The organism is Candidatus Clostridium radicumherbarum, from assembly GCF_045310525.1.
Classification (GTDB): Bacteria; Bacillota; Clostridia; order Clostridiales; family Clostridiaceae; genus Clostridium_AT; species Clostridium_AT radicumherbarum.
Window position 1 is genome coordinate 223,090 of record NZ_JBJHZY010000003.1, and the last position, 18,534, is coordinate 241,623.

The 18,534-nt window shown below is 31.7% G+C and carries 23 protein-coding genes; 19 read left to right on the forward strand and 4 right to left on the reverse strand.

Features of this window, described 5'->3' with window-relative positions; genetic code table 11:
• Window positions 1-296 precede the first annotated feature (296 nt).
• The 17 genes from ACJDUH_RS14965 to ACJDUH_RS15045 all read left to right on the forward strand — a co-directional run bounded on the left by ACJDUH_RS14965 (window position 297) and on the right by ACJDUH_RS15045 (window position 13,833).
• On the forward strand, window positions 297-545 hold the full coding sequence (locus tag ACJDUH_RS14965; RefSeq protein WP_479723058.1) for an ion channel: 249 nt from the start codon (window positions 297-299) through the stop codon (window positions 543-545).
• Between the two features lie 224 nt (window positions 546-769).
• Window positions 770-961, forward strand: a complete 192-nt coding sequence (locus ACJDUH_RS14970) for a hypothetical protein (RefSeq protein WP_406766014.1) — start codon at window positions 770-772, stop codon at window positions 959-961.
• A 325-nt stretch (window positions 962-1,286) separates the two neighbouring features.
• The gene (locus ACJDUH_RS14975; protein WP_406766015.1) at window positions 1,287-2,018 is read left to right on the forward strand and encodes an alpha/beta fold hydrolase; all 732 of its coding nucleotides are present in this window, start codon (window positions 1,287-1,289) and stop codon (window positions 2,016-2,018) included.
• Window positions 2,019-2,139: 121 nt separating this feature from the next.
• Window positions 2,140-2,772: an HD domain-containing protein gene (locus tag ACJDUH_RS14980; protein ID WP_406766016.1), complete on the forward strand. Its 633-nt coding sequence runs from the start codon at window positions 2,140-2,142 to the stop codon at window positions 2,770-2,772.
• A 39-nt stretch (window positions 2,773-2,811) separates the two neighbouring features.
• Window positions 2,812-3,609, forward strand: a complete 798-nt coding sequence (locus ACJDUH_RS14985; protein ID WP_406766017.1) for an alpha/beta fold hydrolase — start codon at window positions 2,812-2,814, stop codon at window positions 3,607-3,609.
• A 205-nt stretch (window positions 3,610-3,814) separates the two neighbouring features.
• A complete protein-coding gene (locus ACJDUH_RS14990) occupies window positions 3,815-4,618 on the forward strand; it encodes a lipid II flippase Amj family protein (protein ID WP_406766018.1) in 804 nt (267 codons plus the stop codon).
• A 74-nt stretch (window positions 4,619-4,692) separates the two neighbouring features.
• Window positions 4,693-5,592 (forward strand): alpha/beta hydrolase, encoded by a 900-nt coding sequence (locus tag ACJDUH_RS14995; protein ID WP_406766019.1) that lies wholly within the window; start codon window positions 4,693-4,695, stop codon window positions 5,590-5,592.
• Between the two features lie 89 nt (window positions 5,593-5,681).
• Entirely contained in the window at window positions 5,682-6,497 is an 816-nt protein-coding gene (locus ACJDUH_RS15000; RefSeq protein WP_406766020.1) for a two-component system regulatory protein YycI, read from the forward strand.
• A gap of 129 nt (window positions 6,498-6,626) precedes the next feature.
• Window positions 6,627-8,549, forward strand: coding sequence for an APC family permease (locus ACJDUH_RS15005; protein WP_406766021.1), 1,923 nt, complete (start codon window positions 6,627-6,629; stop codon window positions 8,547-8,549).
• A gap of 166 nt (window positions 8,550-8,715) precedes the next feature.
• Window positions 8,716-9,243 carry a GNAT family N-acetyltransferase gene (locus tag ACJDUH_RS15010; RefSeq protein ID WP_406766022.1) on the forward strand — a complete coding sequence of 176 codons (528 nt, stop codon included), beginning with the start codon at window positions 8,716-8,718 and terminating at the stop codon, window positions 9,241-9,243.
• A gap of 50 nt (window positions 9,244-9,293) precedes the next feature.
• Window positions 9,294-9,749: a GNAT family N-acetyltransferase gene (locus ACJDUH_RS15015; RefSeq protein ID WP_406766023.1), complete on the forward strand. Its 456-nt coding sequence runs from the start codon at window positions 9,294-9,296 to the stop codon at window positions 9,747-9,749.
• Between the two features lie 79 nt (window positions 9,750-9,828).
• Window positions 9,829-10,704: an SPL family radical SAM protein gene (locus ACJDUH_RS15020; protein ID WP_406766024.1), complete on the forward strand. Its 876-nt coding sequence runs from the start codon at window positions 9,829-9,831 to the stop codon at window positions 10,702-10,704.
• A gap of 123 nt (window positions 10,705-10,827) precedes the next feature.
• Window positions 10,828-11,298, forward strand: a complete 471-nt coding sequence (locus tag ACJDUH_RS15025; protein ID WP_406766025.1) for a GNAT family N-acetyltransferase — start codon at window positions 10,828-10,830, stop codon at window positions 11,296-11,298.
• A gap of 252 nt (window positions 11,299-11,550) precedes the next feature.
• Window positions 11,551-12,069, forward strand: a complete 519-nt coding sequence (gene dcd / locus ACJDUH_RS15030) for a dCTP deaminase (protein ID WP_406766026.1) — start codon at window positions 11,551-11,553, stop codon at window positions 12,067-12,069.
• Window positions 12,070-12,457: 388 nt separating this feature from the next.
• Entirely contained in the window at window positions 12,458-12,841 is a 384-nt protein-coding gene (locus tag ACJDUH_RS15035) for a VOC family protein (protein WP_406766027.1), read from the forward strand.
• A gap of 47 nt (window positions 12,842-12,888) precedes the next feature.
• On the forward strand, window positions 12,889-13,389 hold the full coding sequence (locus ACJDUH_RS15040; RefSeq protein ID WP_406766028.1) for a GNAT family N-acetyltransferase: 501 nt from the start codon (window positions 12,889-12,891) through the stop codon (window positions 13,387-13,389).
• 12 nt (window positions 13,390-13,401) lie between these two features.
• A complete protein-coding gene (locus tag ACJDUH_RS15045; RefSeq protein WP_406766029.1) occupies window positions 13,402-13,833 on the forward strand; it encodes a GNAT family N-acetyltransferase in 432 nt (143 codons plus the stop codon).
• Window positions 13,834-14,013: 180 nt separating this feature from the next.
• Here ACJDUH_RS15045 and ACJDUH_RS15050 read toward each other — a convergent pair whose 3' ends face one another.
• Genes ACJDUH_RS15050 through ACJDUH_RS15060 form a run of 3 tightly spaced genes read right to left on the reverse strand, consistent with a single transcriptional unit; the run spans window position 14,014 to window position 15,401 of the window.
• Window positions 14,014-14,271, reverse strand: coding sequence for a DUF4318 domain-containing protein (locus ACJDUH_RS15050; protein WP_406766030.1), 258 nt, complete (start codon window positions 14,269-14,271; stop codon window positions 14,014-14,016).
• Between the two features lie 15 nt (window positions 14,272-14,286).
• Window positions 14,287-14,952: a DUF4318 domain-containing protein gene (locus ACJDUH_RS15055; protein WP_406766031.1), complete on the reverse strand. Its 666-nt coding sequence runs from the start codon at window positions 14,950-14,952 to the stop codon at window positions 14,287-14,289.
• A complete protein-coding gene (locus tag ACJDUH_RS15060; RefSeq protein WP_406766032.1) occupies window positions 14,949-15,401 on the reverse strand; it encodes a LytTR family DNA-binding domain-containing protein in 453 nt (150 codons plus the stop codon). Before ACJDUH_RS15060 ends, ACJDUH_RS15055 begins: the two co-directional genes overlap by 4 nt.
• A 160-nt stretch (window positions 15,402-15,561) precedes the next feature.
• Here ACJDUH_RS15060 and ACJDUH_RS15065 point away from each other — a divergent pair, with 160 nt between their 5' ends.
• Window positions 15,562-16,026 carry a low molecular weight protein-tyrosine-phosphatase gene (locus tag ACJDUH_RS15065; RefSeq protein WP_406766033.1) on the forward strand — a complete coding sequence of 155 codons (465 nt, stop codon included), beginning with the start codon at window positions 15,562-15,564 and terminating at the stop codon, window positions 16,024-16,026.
• A gap of 103 nt (window positions 16,027-16,129) precedes the next feature.
• Here ACJDUH_RS15065 and pdxR read toward each other — a convergent pair whose 3' ends face one another.
• Window positions 16,130-17,623, reverse strand: a complete 1,494-nt coding sequence (pdxR, locus tag ACJDUH_RS15070) for a MocR-like pyridoxine biosynthesis transcription factor PdxR (RefSeq protein WP_406766034.1) — start codon at window positions 17,621-17,623, stop codon at window positions 16,130-16,132.
• Between the two features lie 213 nt (window positions 17,624-17,836).
• Between pdxR and ACJDUH_RS15075 the strand changes: the two genes are divergently transcribed.
• The gene (locus tag ACJDUH_RS15075) at window positions 17,837-18,514 is read left to right on the forward strand and encodes a YczE/YyaS/YitT family protein (protein WP_406766035.1); all 678 of its coding nucleotides are present in this window, start codon (window positions 17,837-17,839) and stop codon (window positions 18,512-18,514) included.
• The last annotated feature ends 20 nt before the right edge of the window (window positions 18,515-18,534 follow it).

Here is an 18,534-nt window from a genome sequence, read left to right on the forward strand (position 1 = left end):
TCATATCTATTTATGGAATAATCCAAGTTGTATATATTTATTCAGCAAAATATAATATACAAAAATATATACCATTAACAAAAATATCAATAATAGAAATTACACCTATTGTATATATGCTTTTTATATATTTTGTGATAATAATTCTAATACTTTCAATTAACAGCAATTTAAGTACATATAGTAAAAGTGATATACATCATGCAATGATTAAAACAATGACAACAATTTTTTTGGTAGTGCTAGTTATTATATTTGTTAATGCAGTTCTTTTTTTCATAATACATAATTTCCCTATGAATAATTTATTCAGCCCTTTTGCTGGGAACTTTCTTAGGGATCCTATTAAAGTTAATTATAAGCTGCCTAAAGCATTTATTGATTGTCTTTGGTTTAGTGCAACTACATTCTTTACTGTAGGTTATGGGGATATGCATCCTGTTGGAAATATAATGTATCTAGTATCAACAATGGAAATGATAAGTGCATATATTTTGGGCATGATTATGCTTCCGATTTTACTGCTTAGGATATCTAATAAATAGCAAAGAGACACGGTTTGTTAAGCTATTAGATAATATGATTATGGCTATAGATTTTTCCTTACCTAAAAGAAAGTTAGGCATGTACTCAAAGTGAAATTCGGGTATAATTATTTTATGGAGATGATATATTGAATATAATTATTAGCGAACAAGTAAAAACTTATTTGAAAGGGAAAAATATTAACTGTTTAGCTTTAAGTATTTTAAGACCCAAAGGGTGTTGAGTGAGCGTCTCTACCCCAAGCGTAGAGTATAAAGTGCCGGCGGCACTAAATCAATATGATTACTATTTAGTTGATAATATAAATGTGTATATAGATAAATTGGCAAAATCTGAAGCAGGAGAAATAAAGTTTATCATCAAGAGTTTTTTAGTGCTGAAGTACGTTGATGTGGAAGGCATTAAATTAATTTAGTTGTTAAATTAATTTATATAAGGCGCTGGAAGCCTTTAACAAGGAATTATAATAAGGTGAGATATCCTTATTATTTTTTTATAGCTAGAAGAAGATGAAAGGTAAGTTCAATGCAGCATAATAAGGATTTATTGTTCGCCTTGGGAGGAAGGCTTTATTATATAGAAATGTGTAAATTTATGGTATATAATTTATATATAGGTACAGAAGATAAATATTAAGATACAATGTATTTCCGTGAATAAAAAATTCTGATATTAAATTTATTTAAATATATAAGAGGTGAAATTTTATGAAAGAGTATTTTTTAAATAAAACTAATTGTATGCTTCGCTATAATGATTTTCCAGGTGATGAAATGCCCATTATATTTATTCATGGACTCGGTTGTTCTGGCTCTTTTGATTATCCCCAAGTAGCTGCACAAGAAGCTTTAAAAAAACATCGTTGCATCTTAATAGATCTTTTAGGTTCAGGATACAGTGATAAGCCTGATAATTTTGGTTATAGTGTTAAAGAGCACGCAGATTATTTAGTGGATTTTATTGATTCTTTAAAAATAGATTCATTTATCTTATTTGGACATAGTTTAGGTGGTGCAGTTGCACTTTCTTTGGCTGACATGTGCAAAGGCAAAATTTCTAAGATTGTTCTAAGTGAATCTAATCTAGACAAAAGTGTCGAAGGTTCAACAAGTAAGTATATTTCTAATTTTGATATGCATGAGTTTATTAGTAAAGAATTTCATGAATTGGTTAAGGTTAGTAGAACAAGTGGAAATGAGATGTGGGCAGCTTCATTATCTCTATGGTCACCTAAGGCTGCATATTTGATATCGAAATCTGCTGCAAAAGGTGGAGAGCCATCATGGAGAGAAATATTATATTCACTTGAATGTCCTAAAACATTTATTTTCGGAGAGAAATCATTGCCAGATCCAGATATGCAGGTACTCTCTGATCATGGTGTTAAAATTGAGATTGTAGAGAAGGCTGGGCATTCTATGGCTTGGGAGAATCCGAAAGGATTAGCTGAAGCTATTATTAAAGGGATATAAGGAATTGAGAATATGTAGTTATTAAAGCTGCAGAGAAAAGATTACAAGATATGAATTTAACTAACGAAAATCAAAAGTATGTAATGCTAAAGTTTAAAAAGTAGATTGGAGATAAAATTGAATGGGGAGTTTAAGCGAAATGAATTATGTTCCATCCGTCGAGGAGGCCAAGCAAATATTAGAAGAGAGTGAAAAGTTAAATCCTGGTCCTTGGGTAAAACATTCAATATATGTAGGTAATGCTGCAGAACTAATAGCTCAGAATTGTTCAGGTCTAAATTCAGAACTAGCTTTTGTGTTGGGGTTACTCCATGATATTGGGAGAAGATTTGGTGTCACAAGTATGAGGCATATCATTGATGGATATAATTTTCTTTCACAAAAGGGCTATCATTTATCTGCAAAGATATGTATAACACATTCGTTTCCATATAAAAATATTAAAGCAGTATTCGGGAAATGGGACTGCAGTGATGAGGAGTTTAGATTTGTTGAACAATTTCTAAATAAGACAGAGTTTGATGATTATGACAAGTTAATTCAGCTATGTGATGCTCTGGCTTTACCAACTGGATTCTGTTTAATCGAAAAAAGGATGATTGATGTAGCTCTCAGGCATGGGCTAAATGAATATATAGTTCCAAAGTGGAGAGAAACCTTTAAAATTCAAAAATATTTCGAAGAGCTCATGGGAAAATCATTGTACAGTGCGCTTCCGGGAGTTGTAGAAAATACTTTTAATTCACCTGGCTAATTGGGGCCAAGCCTTTGATGGAGGGAAGATGTTTTTACTGTGGTGCATTGGGATCAGCGTGGCTGTGGAAAGACGTTTACTAAGAATCCTAATAAATATCCGACCATTGAATTGATGCTAAAGGATTTATATGAAATCATTCAATATCTAAAGAAAAGATATAATAAGCAAAAAATAATTATACTTGGGCATTCATGGGGAAGTGTTTTGGGAAGTGCATTTATTAGGCAATATCCTGAGAATGTTGCTTATTATATTGGAGTTGGGCAAGTTATTAATATGATTGAAAATAAACGTGTTGGCTTTGATAAAGTTAAAGAATTAATTTTAAAGACTGGTGATAGCAAGGCTTTAAAAAAGCTTGAGTCTATAGGTGATTATCCCGGGAGCAAATATGATAATAATTTTATAAAAAAATGCATGAAACTGCGTAAGCTTCAAGGGAAGTATGATTTAGCTGTTAAGTTTGGGCTTTCCATACTTATAACAGCATTTAAATGTTCTATCTTTGAAGTTTCAGATTGTTTTGCGTTGATAAAAGGTATTAAAGCAAATAAAAAAGTAAATGAATTTCTATTTTCTTTTGATTTAAACTCACAATCCTTTGATTATAAAGTACCTGTTTATTACATTTTAGGGGAAGACGACTGGCAAACGCCTTTTGTAATTGCACAAAATTACTTTAGTAAAATTATTGCACCTAATAAAAAATCCTACATAATACCTAATGCTGGGCACATGACTATGTTAGATCAACCTAAATTATTTTTTCAAGCACTTTTAGATATTAATAAGCAAGAAATAGAAAACTATGAAGTCTTTAACGCGGAATTATAATAAGGCGAAATATCCTTATTATTTTTTTATAGCTAACTGAAGCTGAAAGATAAGTTCAATGTAGTATAATAAAGATTTATTGTTCGCCTTGGGAGGAAGGCTTTATTATATAGAAATGTGTAAATTTATGGTTTATAATCTATATATAGGAATAGAAGATAAATATTATGATTTGATGCCTTTTCGGCAAATTGGGGGAAAATAAATGTCATCACAAGTAATAATTGTTCTAATTCTTACAATTATCATTTATATTATTTCAACTTTATCTTATTCTGTACGAATTGTTGGAGTAAAAACAGGAAGGATAGCTATATCTTTTGCTGTATTTAATATTTTCGCATTAATATCTAGAACAGCTAACAGTATACAAGCACCATTAATGGCCAAAACAATTGAAAATACTATAAAAGCAGGAAATCCTCAAAGTTTACTATTTATATTCAGATGGATTTTAGTTTCAACAACATTAGCTACAATTATTGGTGCACTACTTATGCCAACATTTATAAAAGTTTTTGGAAAGGCTGTAGAAGGATTTAGTATTTATCGTTCTATGCCTAAATTATTATTGCACGGTTTTTCAAAGTCAGGAATAGAGCAGTTCAAAAATAGTGTTACAAGACCTAAAAAAGAGAATTTAGAACAATTAAAAAGTTTTAAAATGATACCTAAAAAAATCATTTTACTTAATACTATTGCTTTTGCAATATCAACTGTTGGTATTTTGGCTTCATTGTATGCTGGATGTTTAAATCCAGAATTAAGGACGACTTGCAGTACCTTAGCTGCGGTAATAAACGGTATGTCTACCATACTTATGTTTATGTTTGTAGATCCATACATATCAATGCTAACAGATGATGTAATAAAAGGTGAATGTACTGTATCACAATTTAATAGATGTATAATTTTTATAGTTGAGGGATTAATTATGGGTACTATTTTAGCTCAATTTTTATTAGTCCCAGCAGCAAAGGCAATAGCTTTTATAGCTAAAGTAATATAGTATTATATTCCTGCGGGCTAATCCTATCATTGGTATTAGTATAACAATTAGTAAGAAAAAAAGGATGGTATTAAATGTCTGCAACATCAATCATATTAAATGTTTTGTTCAGAAAGGGAGATGCTATAAGGGATAAAGGGCTTATTGCCCCAGATAATATCAAAAGGTATGACAATCTAGATTACTATGGGGATAAAATTGAAAGCCATTTGCTTGATGTATACTATCCAAGTTCAGAGGAAAAACCTCTGCCAACAATTATTTCAGTTCATGGCGGCGGCTGGGTATACGGAAGCAAGGAGGTATATCAGTTTTATTGTATGAACTTAGCACGTTCAGGTTTTACAGTAGTAAACTTCAACTATCGCCTTGCACCAAAGGATAAATTTCCTGCTACGCTAGAGGATGTAAATGCTGTTTTTCATTGGGTGAAGAAAAATGCAGAAAAGTTTCATGTTGACCTAAATAATTTGTTCGTTGTAGGCGATTCAGCAGGTGCACAGATTGCAAGCCAATATTCAGCAATCATTACTAATGCAAATTATGCAAAAATGTTTGATCTTAACACTCCTAATATTAGAATAAAGGCTTTGGGATTAAACTGTGGTATGTTTGATCCTCTTGATAGGGTGAGAAAGGGCGGAAATAAACCCATAAATAGACTTCTCAAAAATTTATTAAGGGACTATCTTGGTAAAGAAATTTACAAGTATGAAAAGGAAATGGATTTTCAGTCAAATATTGCGCCAGATTATCCTCCAGCCTTTATAACATGCAGTGTTAATGATAGATTAGTAGGCTGCAAACCTGCTTTCCTTGATAAATTAAGAAATGCTGGAGTTACTTACATTTACAAAGAATATGGTCATAATGACAGGTCAAATAATCATGTATTTCATCTTGATATAAGGAAAGATCAATCAATTAAGCTTAATAATGAACAGATAGATTTTTTTAACCAATATATAACCTAGTTATACGGTTATTACATTATTTTAGTCTTAACTATTTAGATAAGATAAACTTTGAGAGGAAATAAAATCAAAAGAGGCGGTGTATTCTTATGAAAAAAATAGGTAGCCTTATATGTATAGCCTGTATAAGTATGTCAATTGCAGGCTGTACAGCTAAAACTACCTCCCAAGTAATAGATAATAAAGCTGAAGCAAAAAATAATATTACAGTAAAGGATGGAACAGAGAAACTTAAACCATTAGAATTAGTAGGCCCTTCTACTCCTTATAATATTAATAAATTTATTGTAGAATGTGACTTACCTCAAGCGCCTGAAAAAGTAGAAGTCTTTAAACCAACTAATGTGAGAGATGCTGAGGGCTCAATCAATTACAGGCCAAGTAATGAGAGCTTACTTTCTACTGAAGATGCACTAGATTTTGAAAAAGCAGCGCAAGTTGCGGAAAAGTTTTTAGTGGAAAAAGGTATTAAGACACCAGTTGAAGATATAAGTGTAAAGATAACAAGTTCTACTACTTCCCTTTCTGATGGAAAGGTTGATGTTTCGACTGTTTCAGCGTATTTACCTCGGAAAATTAATGGAATAAGGCTTTATGATGGAGATATAATTGTAAGAATTTCAAAAGGCTATAATATTGTTGGATATAAAAATACAGATTTTGAATTAAATTCAAAGGGTTATTATAAAATAATATCACCTAAAGAAGCGGTAGAATTAGCTCCAAAATATACTAAGGCTATTTGGGGAGATGCCTTTTCCAGCACAGGATATATAACAAGTATTGAATTATGTTATTTTGGTTTAACACAAAACAATATACAGCCAGTATATGTTATTACTGGATACACAGATAAGAATAAAAAGGATCAGGTATTTAGTGTTATCATACCTGCAGTAAGATGATATACAAATATATGGTAAATATGATATAATTTACATAACGCTTCGCTATTTAAAAGAAATGACAAAATAATTCAACTTATATGTTATTAAAACGGGGATTATTACTACAGGATTTTCAGGGGGAAAATTATGGTTAAGGAATTGAAGTATTTTCTTATTGGGAGGCCATTAGATAATGCTGAATTAAAGGATGAGAAATATAATGTTCCATGGGGGCTTCCAATACTTTCTAGTGATGCAATTTCCTCTGTTGCATATGCAGGGGAGGAAATGCTGTTGGTTATGATACCTGTGATAGGACTTCAATCCTATCATTTCGTTTTGTACATTTCATTAGCTATAATAGGACTATTAACTCTACTTATGCTTTCTTATAGACAGACAATTGATAATTATCCAAATGGAGGAGGAGCCTATATTGTAGCAAGAGAGAACCTTAACGTATTTGCAGGAGTCACTGCAGGTGCAGCACTTTCAATTGATTACATTATGACTGTAGCAGTAAGTGTATCTTCTGGTGTTTCACAGCTGGCATCAGCATTTTTATCATTGAGACCATATGTAGTACCAATAAGTGTAGTTCTCGTAATAATTCTTATGATTGGCAATCTAAGGGGTATTAGAGAATCCTCTAAAATATTCGGACTGCCAGCATATTTGTTTATTTTCGCAGTAATTTGTATGCTTATTGCAGGTTTTTATAAATATTTTACTGGGGTACCAATAAGTGAAACAAAGGTTTCTAGCAGCTACTATGGAACTGAAGCTGTTTCATTAATACTAATTTTACGTGCTTTTTCAAATGGCTGTACGGCCTTAACAGGAGTTGAAGCTGTTAGTAATGCTGTGCCTAATTTCAAGGATCCGCCAACTAAAAATGCTAAAACAGTCCTTTTGCTTCTGTCTGTAATAATCCTTGTATTGTTTGGTGGAACATCCATATTAGCTAATATATATCATGCAACGCCTGGAGCTATGCAGCAAACAGTACTTGTTCAAATGGCAGATCAGATTTTCGGGCGAGCTACCTTCTTTAATTCAGCAATGTTTTATTTTATTACTGCTGCATTGTTTTTAATTCTTGTATTAGCAGCAAATACTGCCTTTTCAGGGTTTCCTATGCTGGTATCTGTAATGGCGAATGAAGGCTTTGTACCACGTCAGCTTAAAATGCGTGGTGATAGATTGAGTTATTCAAATGGGATAATTATATTGTCTACAGCTGCAGCACTGTTAATAATTGCATTCAATGCGAAGGTTACGAAGCTGATGGGTTTATATGCAGTTGGGGTTTTTATTTCTTTTACATTGTCTCAAACCGGCATGTTTTTTAGATGGTTTAGAATCAAAGGCAAGAATTGGCACATAAAGGCTTTGATTAACGGCTCAGGAGCACTTGTAACTGGTATTGCAGTAATTATCATTGCTGTAACTAAATTTAGCGAAGGTGCATGGATAGTGGTTATTGTTATACCTATCTTAATAATTTTAATGCTAAATGTAAAAAAACACTATGTTTCTATCGCAAAACAACTGCATATTAAAACTGATGAGTATAAGCTGATAAATATTTCGAAAGATCATTACAGAAATAGAGTTATTGTTCCAATTGAAAGTATAAATAAATCAAGTATTCGCGCATTGAGGTACGCGAGAACAATTTCGGATAATGTAACTGCCTTTAGTGTTGTAATAGATGAAGAAAATGAGAAAAAGTTAAGAAGTCATTATTCAAAAATAATAACTGATATACCTCTTAGAGTAAAATACTCGCCCTATAGAAAGGTTATAGAGCCTCTTCTGGATTTTATTAAATCAGAGGAATACAATTATCAGCCTGGTGATATTATTACAGTCATGCTTCCACAGTTTGCAGTGAGGAAGTGGTGGCAGAAGCTTCTGCACAATGGAACAAGAGTATTTATTGAAAGGGAACTCATGAAGCATAAGCATATAGTTGTATCTACTATGCCGCTTCAGTTAAAAGATGATGATGAGGTTCTAAGCTCAAGTATATATAATCCAACTCATGAAAAACCATGGACTATGTAAAATAATGAACTTTTTCGAAAACGTCACAAGCAATAAAAGCTTGTGGCGTTTTTGATTATTAAGGTCTAGAAACGTAAGGTAGGACAATGAGTCTATATATGTTATAATTGGTATAATACGGAATGGTACTATATCAATATTTTATGTTGATTGGAGGCATACATTTATGGATATCATTATTGATTTAGGAAAAGCAGATGATATTGATGAGTTAGAGCAGCTTTATAACGATTTGAATGACCATTTGGAAAATGGAGCAAACTATCCGGGATGGAAAAAGGGGATATATCCTGTTAGACAAAATGCAATTGATGGAGTAAAACATGGTAACCTCTATGTAGCAAGGCATAATGGAAGAATCATTGGGTCTGTTATTTTGAGCCATAATCCTGAGCCTGCATATTATAAAGCTAAATGGGAATTTGAGTCTGACTATTCAGATGTTTTTGTTGTATATACATTTGTAGTACACCCCAAATTTTTGAAATGTGGCATAGGTAAAGGATTAATAGACTTTTCTATTGAACACAGTATTAAGTCAAAAGCCAAATCAATTAGGCTGGATGTTTACGAAGGTAATATACCGGCAATTAGACTTTATGAAAAATATGGTTTTAAATATATAGATACTGTTGACTTAGGACTTGGAGATTACGGGCTGAACTGGTTTAGACTATATGAAAAGTTACTATGAGATAATGAGAAAATTTTAGTGTAGGAAATATATAATTTGGAGGGTTCTTTATGAATGTTTGTATAGTTGAGAAGGATATTACAGAAATTGAACTTATTAAGCCGCTATGGAAAAAACTTAATATCATACATATACATAAATCAGTTAATTTTAAAAGTAAATATGAGAAATTTACTTTTGAGAAAAGAATAGAATCGATTAATAAGAAGGCACAAAATGGCATTCTAAAGCTAGATGTACTATTAGACAATGATACTAATACTTATGTAGGATATTGTTTAAGTTCAATTGAAGATGATTTAGGAGAAATAGAGTCTATATATATTGAAAATCAGTATCGTAAGTTTAAATTAGGTGACAAACTTATGAAGAGTGCATTAAATTGGTTTGAACTAAACTCAATAACAAAAATTCAAATTAATGTAGTCTATGCAAATGATGAAGCTTTACCTTTTTATCAGCACTATGGTTTTCATATCGGAAATTATGTTTTAAAAAGAGATTGATTTTTAATATAGATTTTTCTAATAGGCTGTCATAAAGTTGTTAAAGTTATAAAATTATTTTAACATCGAGGAGAACATTATGCATGAGACAGAGGTAAAAGGTATCTTATCTGCTCATAATGGTATAAATATATACCGAGGCTGTACACATGGCTGCATTTATTGCGATTCAAGAAGCAAATGCTATCAGATGCAGCACGACTTTGAAGATATAGAGGTAAAGCTTAATGCACCAAAAGTTCTAGAGGATGCCTTGGGTCGAAAAAGGAAGAAATGTATGATAGGCACTGGTGCAATGAGTGATCCATACATTCACTTGGAAGAAAGCTTAAGGAACACCAGAAAGTGTATTGAACTTATTTATTCCTATGGATTTGGACTTACCATACTGACCAAATCAGCAAAAATATTAAGGGATTTGGATTTACTTAAAAAAATTAATGAGAAGACAAAGTGTGTAGTTCAGATGACCCTTACTACTTATGATGAAGCTTTATGTAAAATTATAGAACCCAATGTCAGCACAACAAGAGAACGATTTGAGGTGCTAAAGACAATGCGAGATAACGGAATCCCTACGGTAGTTTGGCTCTGTCCTATTCTACCATTTATCAATGATACAGAGGAAAATATCCGGGGAGTTCTGGATTATTGTATAGAGGCGAAAGTACATGGTATTATTTGTTTTGGTATGGGATTAACCTTAAGAGAAGGAAACAGGGAATATTTTTATAAAAAGCTGGATGAACATTTTCCGGGAATGAAGGCTCGATATATAGAAAGATATAACTATGCATATCAGCTACAAAGCCCTAACAATGACAGGTTGATGAATTTGTTTAAAAGAAGCTGTAAATCTCATGGCATATTATATAATGCTCATGATTGCTTCAATTATCTTCATAAATTTGAGGAAAGAAATGAGCATGAGCAGTTAAGGCTGCCTGGACTTTAATGTAAGTTGTTAAGAGGGTTATAAAAAAACATAACCTGACAACGCATTTGTGCAAGTAAAGATTATTTTTATTATAAGAAATTTAAATGTTTATAAAATAAAAATTCTAAATGGGGTGTTCTAGTGATTGAGACTGACAGATGTATATTAAGATGTTTCGAAGAAAAAGATTTGGACTTATTCATGGCTTATAGAAACAATGGAGAGTGGATGAAGTATCAAAGCTTTAAGAATTTAACGAAAGAGGAATATAGAAAAGCATTATTAGTTCCTTTAAACATTAAAAATGGAATACAACTTGCTATTGCCCATAAAACCACAGATAATCTTTTAGGAGATTTATATATTGTAAAAAAAGAAAAAGTTATATCAATTGGTTACACTATTAATCCAATTTATTCTCGGAAAGGCTATATTCTTGAAGTTTTGAATACCTTATTACCTAAACTTAAGGCACACTATTCTGATTGTAAAATAAAAGCCATGACAGAAAGAGAAAATATTCCTTCGAAAAATTTGCTACTTAAGTTAGGTTTTATATATGAAGAATGGATTGAAGAGTGGCAGGAAGAAGTTTATATCTATATAAAATGAGGTACTAATTTATGTACCTCTATTTTTATATTAATTTTATTAATTTATGAATTTTACAGTTTCTTTAATTCGCACATTTCTTATTAAACGCCGAATAAAAGTTTGTGGTGTTTTTGATTTATTAAGATAGAATACAGAAGGTATGAGATTCAGATTTTAAATGTTATAATTAGTGTAAAAGAATACGAAAAATAAGAAATAAGGAAAATAAGTTAGAGTAATAAATAAAAGTTAAATAACAAAGGAGAAAAAATGATACTTTCAGGAAAAGAAATCAAAAACAAACTAGGAAAAGAAATAATCATTGAACCGTTTAATGAAAAACAACTTAATCCAAATAGTTACAATTTAAGACTTAACAATCGTCTGCTTGTTTATAATAATAGCTTATTAGATATGAAACAAAATAATCCGGTAAGTGAGATAATAATACCAGATGATGGATTAATACTTGAACCTAATAAACTTTATCTAGGGAGTACAGTAGAATATACTGAAACGGACTGCTATGTTCCAATGGTTGAGGGCAGGAGTTCAATAGGTAGATTAGGATTATTCATACATGTAACTGCAGGATTTGGTGATGTAGGTTTTAAAGGTCACTGGACACTTGAAATATTTTGTGTACAACCTATAAAAATATATCCTTATACTGAGATATGCCAAACTTTTTATCACTCAATAGAAGGTAATTACGACCGTTATAATAGTGGCAAGTATCAAGGAAATAAAGGTGTTCAACCTAGTATGCTATATAAGGATTTTAAATAAAAATTGATAAAATAATAGACCCAAAACACAGCAGATAACAAGACTTTTCCGTCCGCCTTGGTTGGTGGACTTTTTTTATATAGAAATGTGTAAAATAATGGCTTATAATCTATATATAGGTTTGTAATAAAGTAGCATATAGGTACGTTGCTTTACAAAACACAAAGCTTAGTAAAATAAATTAAAAAATGGGGGATGAATATGACAATTTTAGCTACACTATTGAATCTATTACTTTTAGGAGTAGGTATATATGTTGTTTATTTACTAATAAAAGCATTAAGGATATATGTGAAAAAGAACTCATAAGATTCTAAAATTATAAGGCATGAAGAAAAAGAGGATTGTTATTGTACATGAAAATTTAAATTTGGAGGAATAAAACATTATGGGGAAAATGTTGTTAATGTCTCATTGTGTGTTTCCAACACCCGATATTATAAGAACATCAAATTATTATGAAAAGGTAATGGGATTTAAAGCAGTAAATTACCTAGATGCAAAAGAACCACATATTTGCTTATATCGCGATTCTACTGAGATTATTTTAACTAAATCAAATGGACAAGAAGTAATTCCAAATAGAAATTTATATGGGTATGGATATGACGCATATTTTATAACAGACAGTCAAGAAAAGCTTCAAGAAGAATTTAGAAGTGCAGGTGCAAATATCGTCCGTCCATTATTTAATACAGATTACCATAATAAAGAGTTTGTACTTGAGGATATTGATGGTAGGTGGATAGGTTTCGGAATAAAGAATAATTAGAAACTCTGTATTTGAACAATTGTAAATATCTTAGGGGGAAGAGACATATGGAAATTGAATTAAAAAAATTAACTATAAGTGATGGTACGAATATCTATGAAATGTTACAGGAAATACCTAAAGATGAAAATGGTTTTGTAAATACGGTAAATGGAATGACATTTGAGGAATATAAGGAATGGCTTAATAGCAGCGATGCTATGTCTAAAGGGTTAGGGCTAGAAGATTGGCAGGTTCCTTCAAATACTTATTGGCTTTTTGTTGAGGGACATCCTGTTGGTACAGGTAAACTAAGACACTTCTTAACAGATAAGCTAAGAGCAGAAGGGGGCCATATCGGATATGCAATACGTAAAAGTGAAAGAAGTAAGGGATATGGCACAATTTTGCTAAAAATGATAATTGAAGAAGCTAAAAAACTGAATATAGAAAAGGCTTTAGTTACAGTAAGAAACAATAATACAAATTCCATTAAAGTTGCTTTAAACAATGGCGGTAAAATAGAAAAGGTAAATGAAGAGAGACATTATATTTGGATTGATTGCTAATGGGAGGAAACAATGCATCAAATAGTAAATTATGAAAAAGCAGATTTTATTATTACCACGGATTATAATAAGATAGACATTGAAAATGTTTATAATCTTCTTTCAAAATCTTACTGGGCAAATTCTCGCAAAAAAGAAATAATTATTAAGTCGCTGCAAAATTCTTTGTGTTTTTCAATGTTTCATAATAATAAACAAATTGGATTAGTAAGAGTTATAACGGACTATGCTACCTTTGCCTATCTATGTGATGTTATTATTGATGAAGAGTATAGACATAGTGGATTGGGTAAATGGTACCTTGAATGTGTTTTTAAATATCCAGGTTTAGAAAGTTTAAGAAGATGGTGTCTTATCACAAGAGATGCTCACGACTTTTATAAAAATTTTGGATTTAAAAGTCTAAATAACCCAGAAAGATATATGGAGATATTTAATGAATAGAATTAGTTAGATTTAGACTAATAAATCATTTCTTTCATTCACAGCCCATATAATGATTAATGAAATGCCCTATAGATTAGATTGTTTATATAATTTAATCTATAGGGTACATTTTATCTTACATTGTTCAGCTAATATTATGCGAATATAGAGGAATATAAATATCTGATATGGTATCTTTTATTCACAATTTGTAATATACAAGGTATAAGCTCCACGTTCTCTATTAATATTTGCCATATATTTTGTTCCATCTAGAATGAAAGTCACTGGATTCATAGTACTTAAAAATGAGATTTCTTTTTTATTATTACTTGCCCAATTCTGGATAGTATCCACAATAGTCTTTCCAGAGGGCATTGTAGTACAATCCTGCAAATCAATTACCCAGGATTTCGATGTTAGAAAATACTTTTTAAGTTTCTTAATAATTCCCATAAACCACATATCCCCTTAATTTATATTGTTATTTACCTCAGAAACTACGTTGTGAAATTCAAGTGTGTATGTCAAGGTTCCTATCATTGAGTAGTATTGTCCTAATTTCACAATATAAAGTACATTATTCATTTTAATCTTAGCTGGAATTCCATATTCCAGGATCTCCAAGGAAAGGTGATTCTTTTTACAATAATTTTCGATATCCTCTATAAATATATCTTCCGTTTGAGGTTTCTCCTGTAAATCTTCTACTAATGTGCGATTGTAGTATGCCAGGCCGGAATTCAATTCTTTAGCAATGTTCTTTAAATATACACAATTAAGGAACCACATAAGCAGCAATGTAGCGGTGTTTGCTACAACAATATATCGGATAACCTGAGGAATAAAATAAGCACCAGCCATAAAAATTGCACTAAACATAAATATCCAATAGACTACGGCGGCACCGGTAAAAAGATGGAAGCCTTCTTTTCTAATAGTGCTGCGATATACCATCCACCTAATGAACATACCAAGCAGGCAATAAGCAAGGATGATTGGAATAAGGAAAGTGCCAACAATTTGTAGATGCTGCATATCTTTATTGATTAGCAGCTCAATAAGTGTACTTAGAAATAATATCAGTCCTATGAAAAGCCCTTTTATTGAAACTTCTTTCATATCTTCCTTTGTCATAAATTACCACCTCCAATAATTGCTCTGAGAAGGCGAAGATATTTTCTGGAAATATACGTCTCCTCACCATTATAAAATGTTGCTTTCATGAGCCCATTTGCAATTGGACTGTAGTACTCCACCTGTTTTAGGTTCATTATGACAGACTTAGAGACACGAACAAATTGTTTTGGAAGCATCTCTTCAAGTTCATATAATCGTTTCTTAGCTTCATATATTTTGCTTCCAGTATGAACAAATAAGAGCTCCTGAGTAGTCTCAAAGTATAAAATGTGTTCGCAAGAAATAGAATATCTCTGCTCTCCTAGAAAGCAAGGAATAGTCATTGTCTGATAGGTACCTTTTTCAATAATCTCCTGCAATTTTATAATTTCAGGATGGTTTTCACAAATTTTTAAGACAGCACATTCCTCTTCTGGAGAATCTACATACTGTAATTTTACTTTCATTGTATCATCCTCCTTTACTATATAATACATGTTTTTCCATATGAATTCTACAGACTGAAGGTTAGTGGTCTGAAATTCAAGGTAAGTGGCAAGCTATTATAGTATTGGTTTATAATTAATATATAAATTTGCACTAGATATAATAAGGGGTTATAAGAAAATGATAAGAATAATGTTTGGTTGCCATGGAAATATTTGCAGAAGCCCTATGGCTGAGTTTGTATTTCGTCATATGGTGGAAGAAAAATATCTTTCGGAGAAGTTTTCGATAGCATCATCAGCTACTAGTATAGAAGAAATAGGGAATCCTGTTCATAGTGGTACAAAAAGGAAGCTGCATGAAGTTGGAATTACTTGTGAAGGAAAGACTGCAGTTAAACTGACAAAAAAAGATTACGAAATATATGATTATATACTTTGCATGGAAAGCTATAACATAAAAAATGCTTTAAGGATTATAGGGAATGACAAAAGCAGAAAAATCCATCGACTTCTTGATTTTTCTACTCGTCCCCGAGATATTGCTGACCCTTGGTATACAGGAAATTTTGAAGAAACCTATAACGACATTACAGAGGGGTGCACATCATTGCTGAATCATATTTTGAGAAATGATGTATTATAGCGTTAAGATAAATTCAAGGTGCCATGTACAATTAAACTTTAGTTATATTTAGTGAATAGCAGTGTATATATGTTTGAAGCATGGAAATATATAATAAAAATAATCAAACAACAGGCACAAAGCCGCTGTCATTTTCTATTGAATTTAGAAGCTTCATAAGCTTGCAAAGCTCTATTATGATATATTCAAGATGCTCCTCCTCAAGATATGTAAAGCATATTCTAAGATGATTAAACTCAACTTCATTAGGATAACATATGGTCCCGGGCAAAAACGAAATATTTTTTGTTGTTACCGTGTGATACAACAGATTTTCTACATTTAAACTTTTGGGAAGAGTAATCCAAAGATTAATTCCGCCTTCAGGAACTGTCCATTTTACTTCAGATGGTGCATGATTCTTTAGTAAGCTGATTACCTTATCACGTCTCTTCAATAGCTGCTTATTTAGATTTACTAGATATGTGTCCATCCTGTTTGATTGAATAAAGTCCAAAAGCGCCTTTTGATTCAGCATCGAGGTTCCAAGGTCGTGATTAGCTTTTGCAGTTATAAGCCTTGAAAGTATGGAGCCTTCTGCTGCAATAGCTGCTAGCCTGTAAGCTGGTCCCAGGACTTTACTTAAGCCTTTTATATAGACTACATGACCGTCAGTATCAATAGATTTTATAGACTTAACCTTTTCTTTTTTATATGAGATTTCACTCCAAGGATCATCCTCAACTATAATACAGTTATTGTATCTGGCTATATCAAGGAGTTCTGCTTTTCGCTTACTACTCATACTGCAGCCAGTTGGGTTGTGAAAATTGGGCATGGTATAGATAATCTTCGGTGAGTGCTTATCGCAAAGACTCATTAAAATATCAGTTCTCATGCCCTCGTTATCAACAGGAACAGTTAAAATTACAGCTCCTCTGCTTTTAAACAGATCGATGGCACCAGGGTAGGTTGGGGTTTCCATAACAACAATATCCCCAGGCCCAACAAAGGTACTGGCAATAAGGCTTATCCCCTGCTGTGAACCACTTGTAATTAAAAGATGATCAGGTGTTATAACTATACCTTTTGATTTTAAATAGTGGCTTAATACATTTCTAAATTCATAATCCCCCTGAACTGGAGGGTATTGAGCAAGATATTCTATATTTCTTTGAGTTAAGTTAAAAGAATCCTTTAAGATAGCAGCAGTAGGAAGCAGCTTATAATTTAATGAGGCAATAGATAGATTATACAGGTTGTTTCCATAGGTCAAATTACTGCTAGGTTTAAATTGTGATCTTGATAAATAGTCGGGTATGCCCATTTGCCATTGAAAATCATCCTGCTCAGGTAAATTGTTAAGCTTTTCAATATTATTTCTTTGATTAACATAGGTGCCCTTGCCTTGTATTGTAGTTGCCAGACCGTGCTTCTCTAATTTATTGTAAGTTTTTATGATAGTCATTGGGCTTATATTTAATTCTTTCGATAAGTATCTGATGGAAGGCAGCTGCTGTCCATCTTTTAACAGTCCAGATAAAATTCTATCTGAAAAATATTCAAATAGCTGTTGGGTTATAGTAATTAAACTGTTTCTATCGATGTCGATGTTCATATATAAATCCTCCATTAGTGTTATATACAGTTCTTATGCAATTTATTTTGATTATAACTATATCATATATAAACTTCGCTATAAAATCTATATTAATTAGTAAGCCTAATGCACATAAGTAAAGCTAACTGTTATACTTAGTGTTTGACTGTTATACAGATAACTATTTTATAATAATAGCATAGGACATTTTAAGTTTTGGAGGATTGTTAAATGAAACAGTTTATTTTAACTTTGGGAAGACTGTTTACTGGACTTTTTCTTTATGCAGTTGGTATAGTTTTTACTATCAACGCAAATTTAGGATTATCCCCATGGGATATTTTCCATCAAGGAGTATCAAAGCTTTCTGGAATTACAATGGGGCAGGCCAGTATTGGAGTTGGATTGGTTATTGTAGTTATAGATTGGACTTTAGGGGAAAAGGTTGGAATTGGAACTATAAGCAATATGCTATTTATAGGTATTTTTATGGATATACTAATGTTAAATCATCTAATACCTGTTTTTCAAAATATTATAGCTAGACTAATAATGATATTTCTTGGAATGTTCATTATTGGGATTGCAAGCTTCTTTTATATTGGTGCTGGTTTAGGTTCCGGACCTAGGGACGGATTAATGGTAGCACTAACGAAAAGAACTAAAAAGTCTGTCAGGTTCATTAGAAATTGTATTGAAGCTACCGCACTGATAATTGGATATTTCTTAGGTGGAAGTCTAGGAATTGGTACTTTAATTATGGTTTTTGGCGGTGGTTATTTCGTGCAATTTGCCTTTAAGATATTTAAATTTGATGTTAGAAAGATTGAACACAAATTCATTGATGACTATGTAAGAATCATAAAAGAAAGCCTATCTAAGAAAAAAGAAGATACAAATATAAGTTAATAAATGGATGGATGATTATA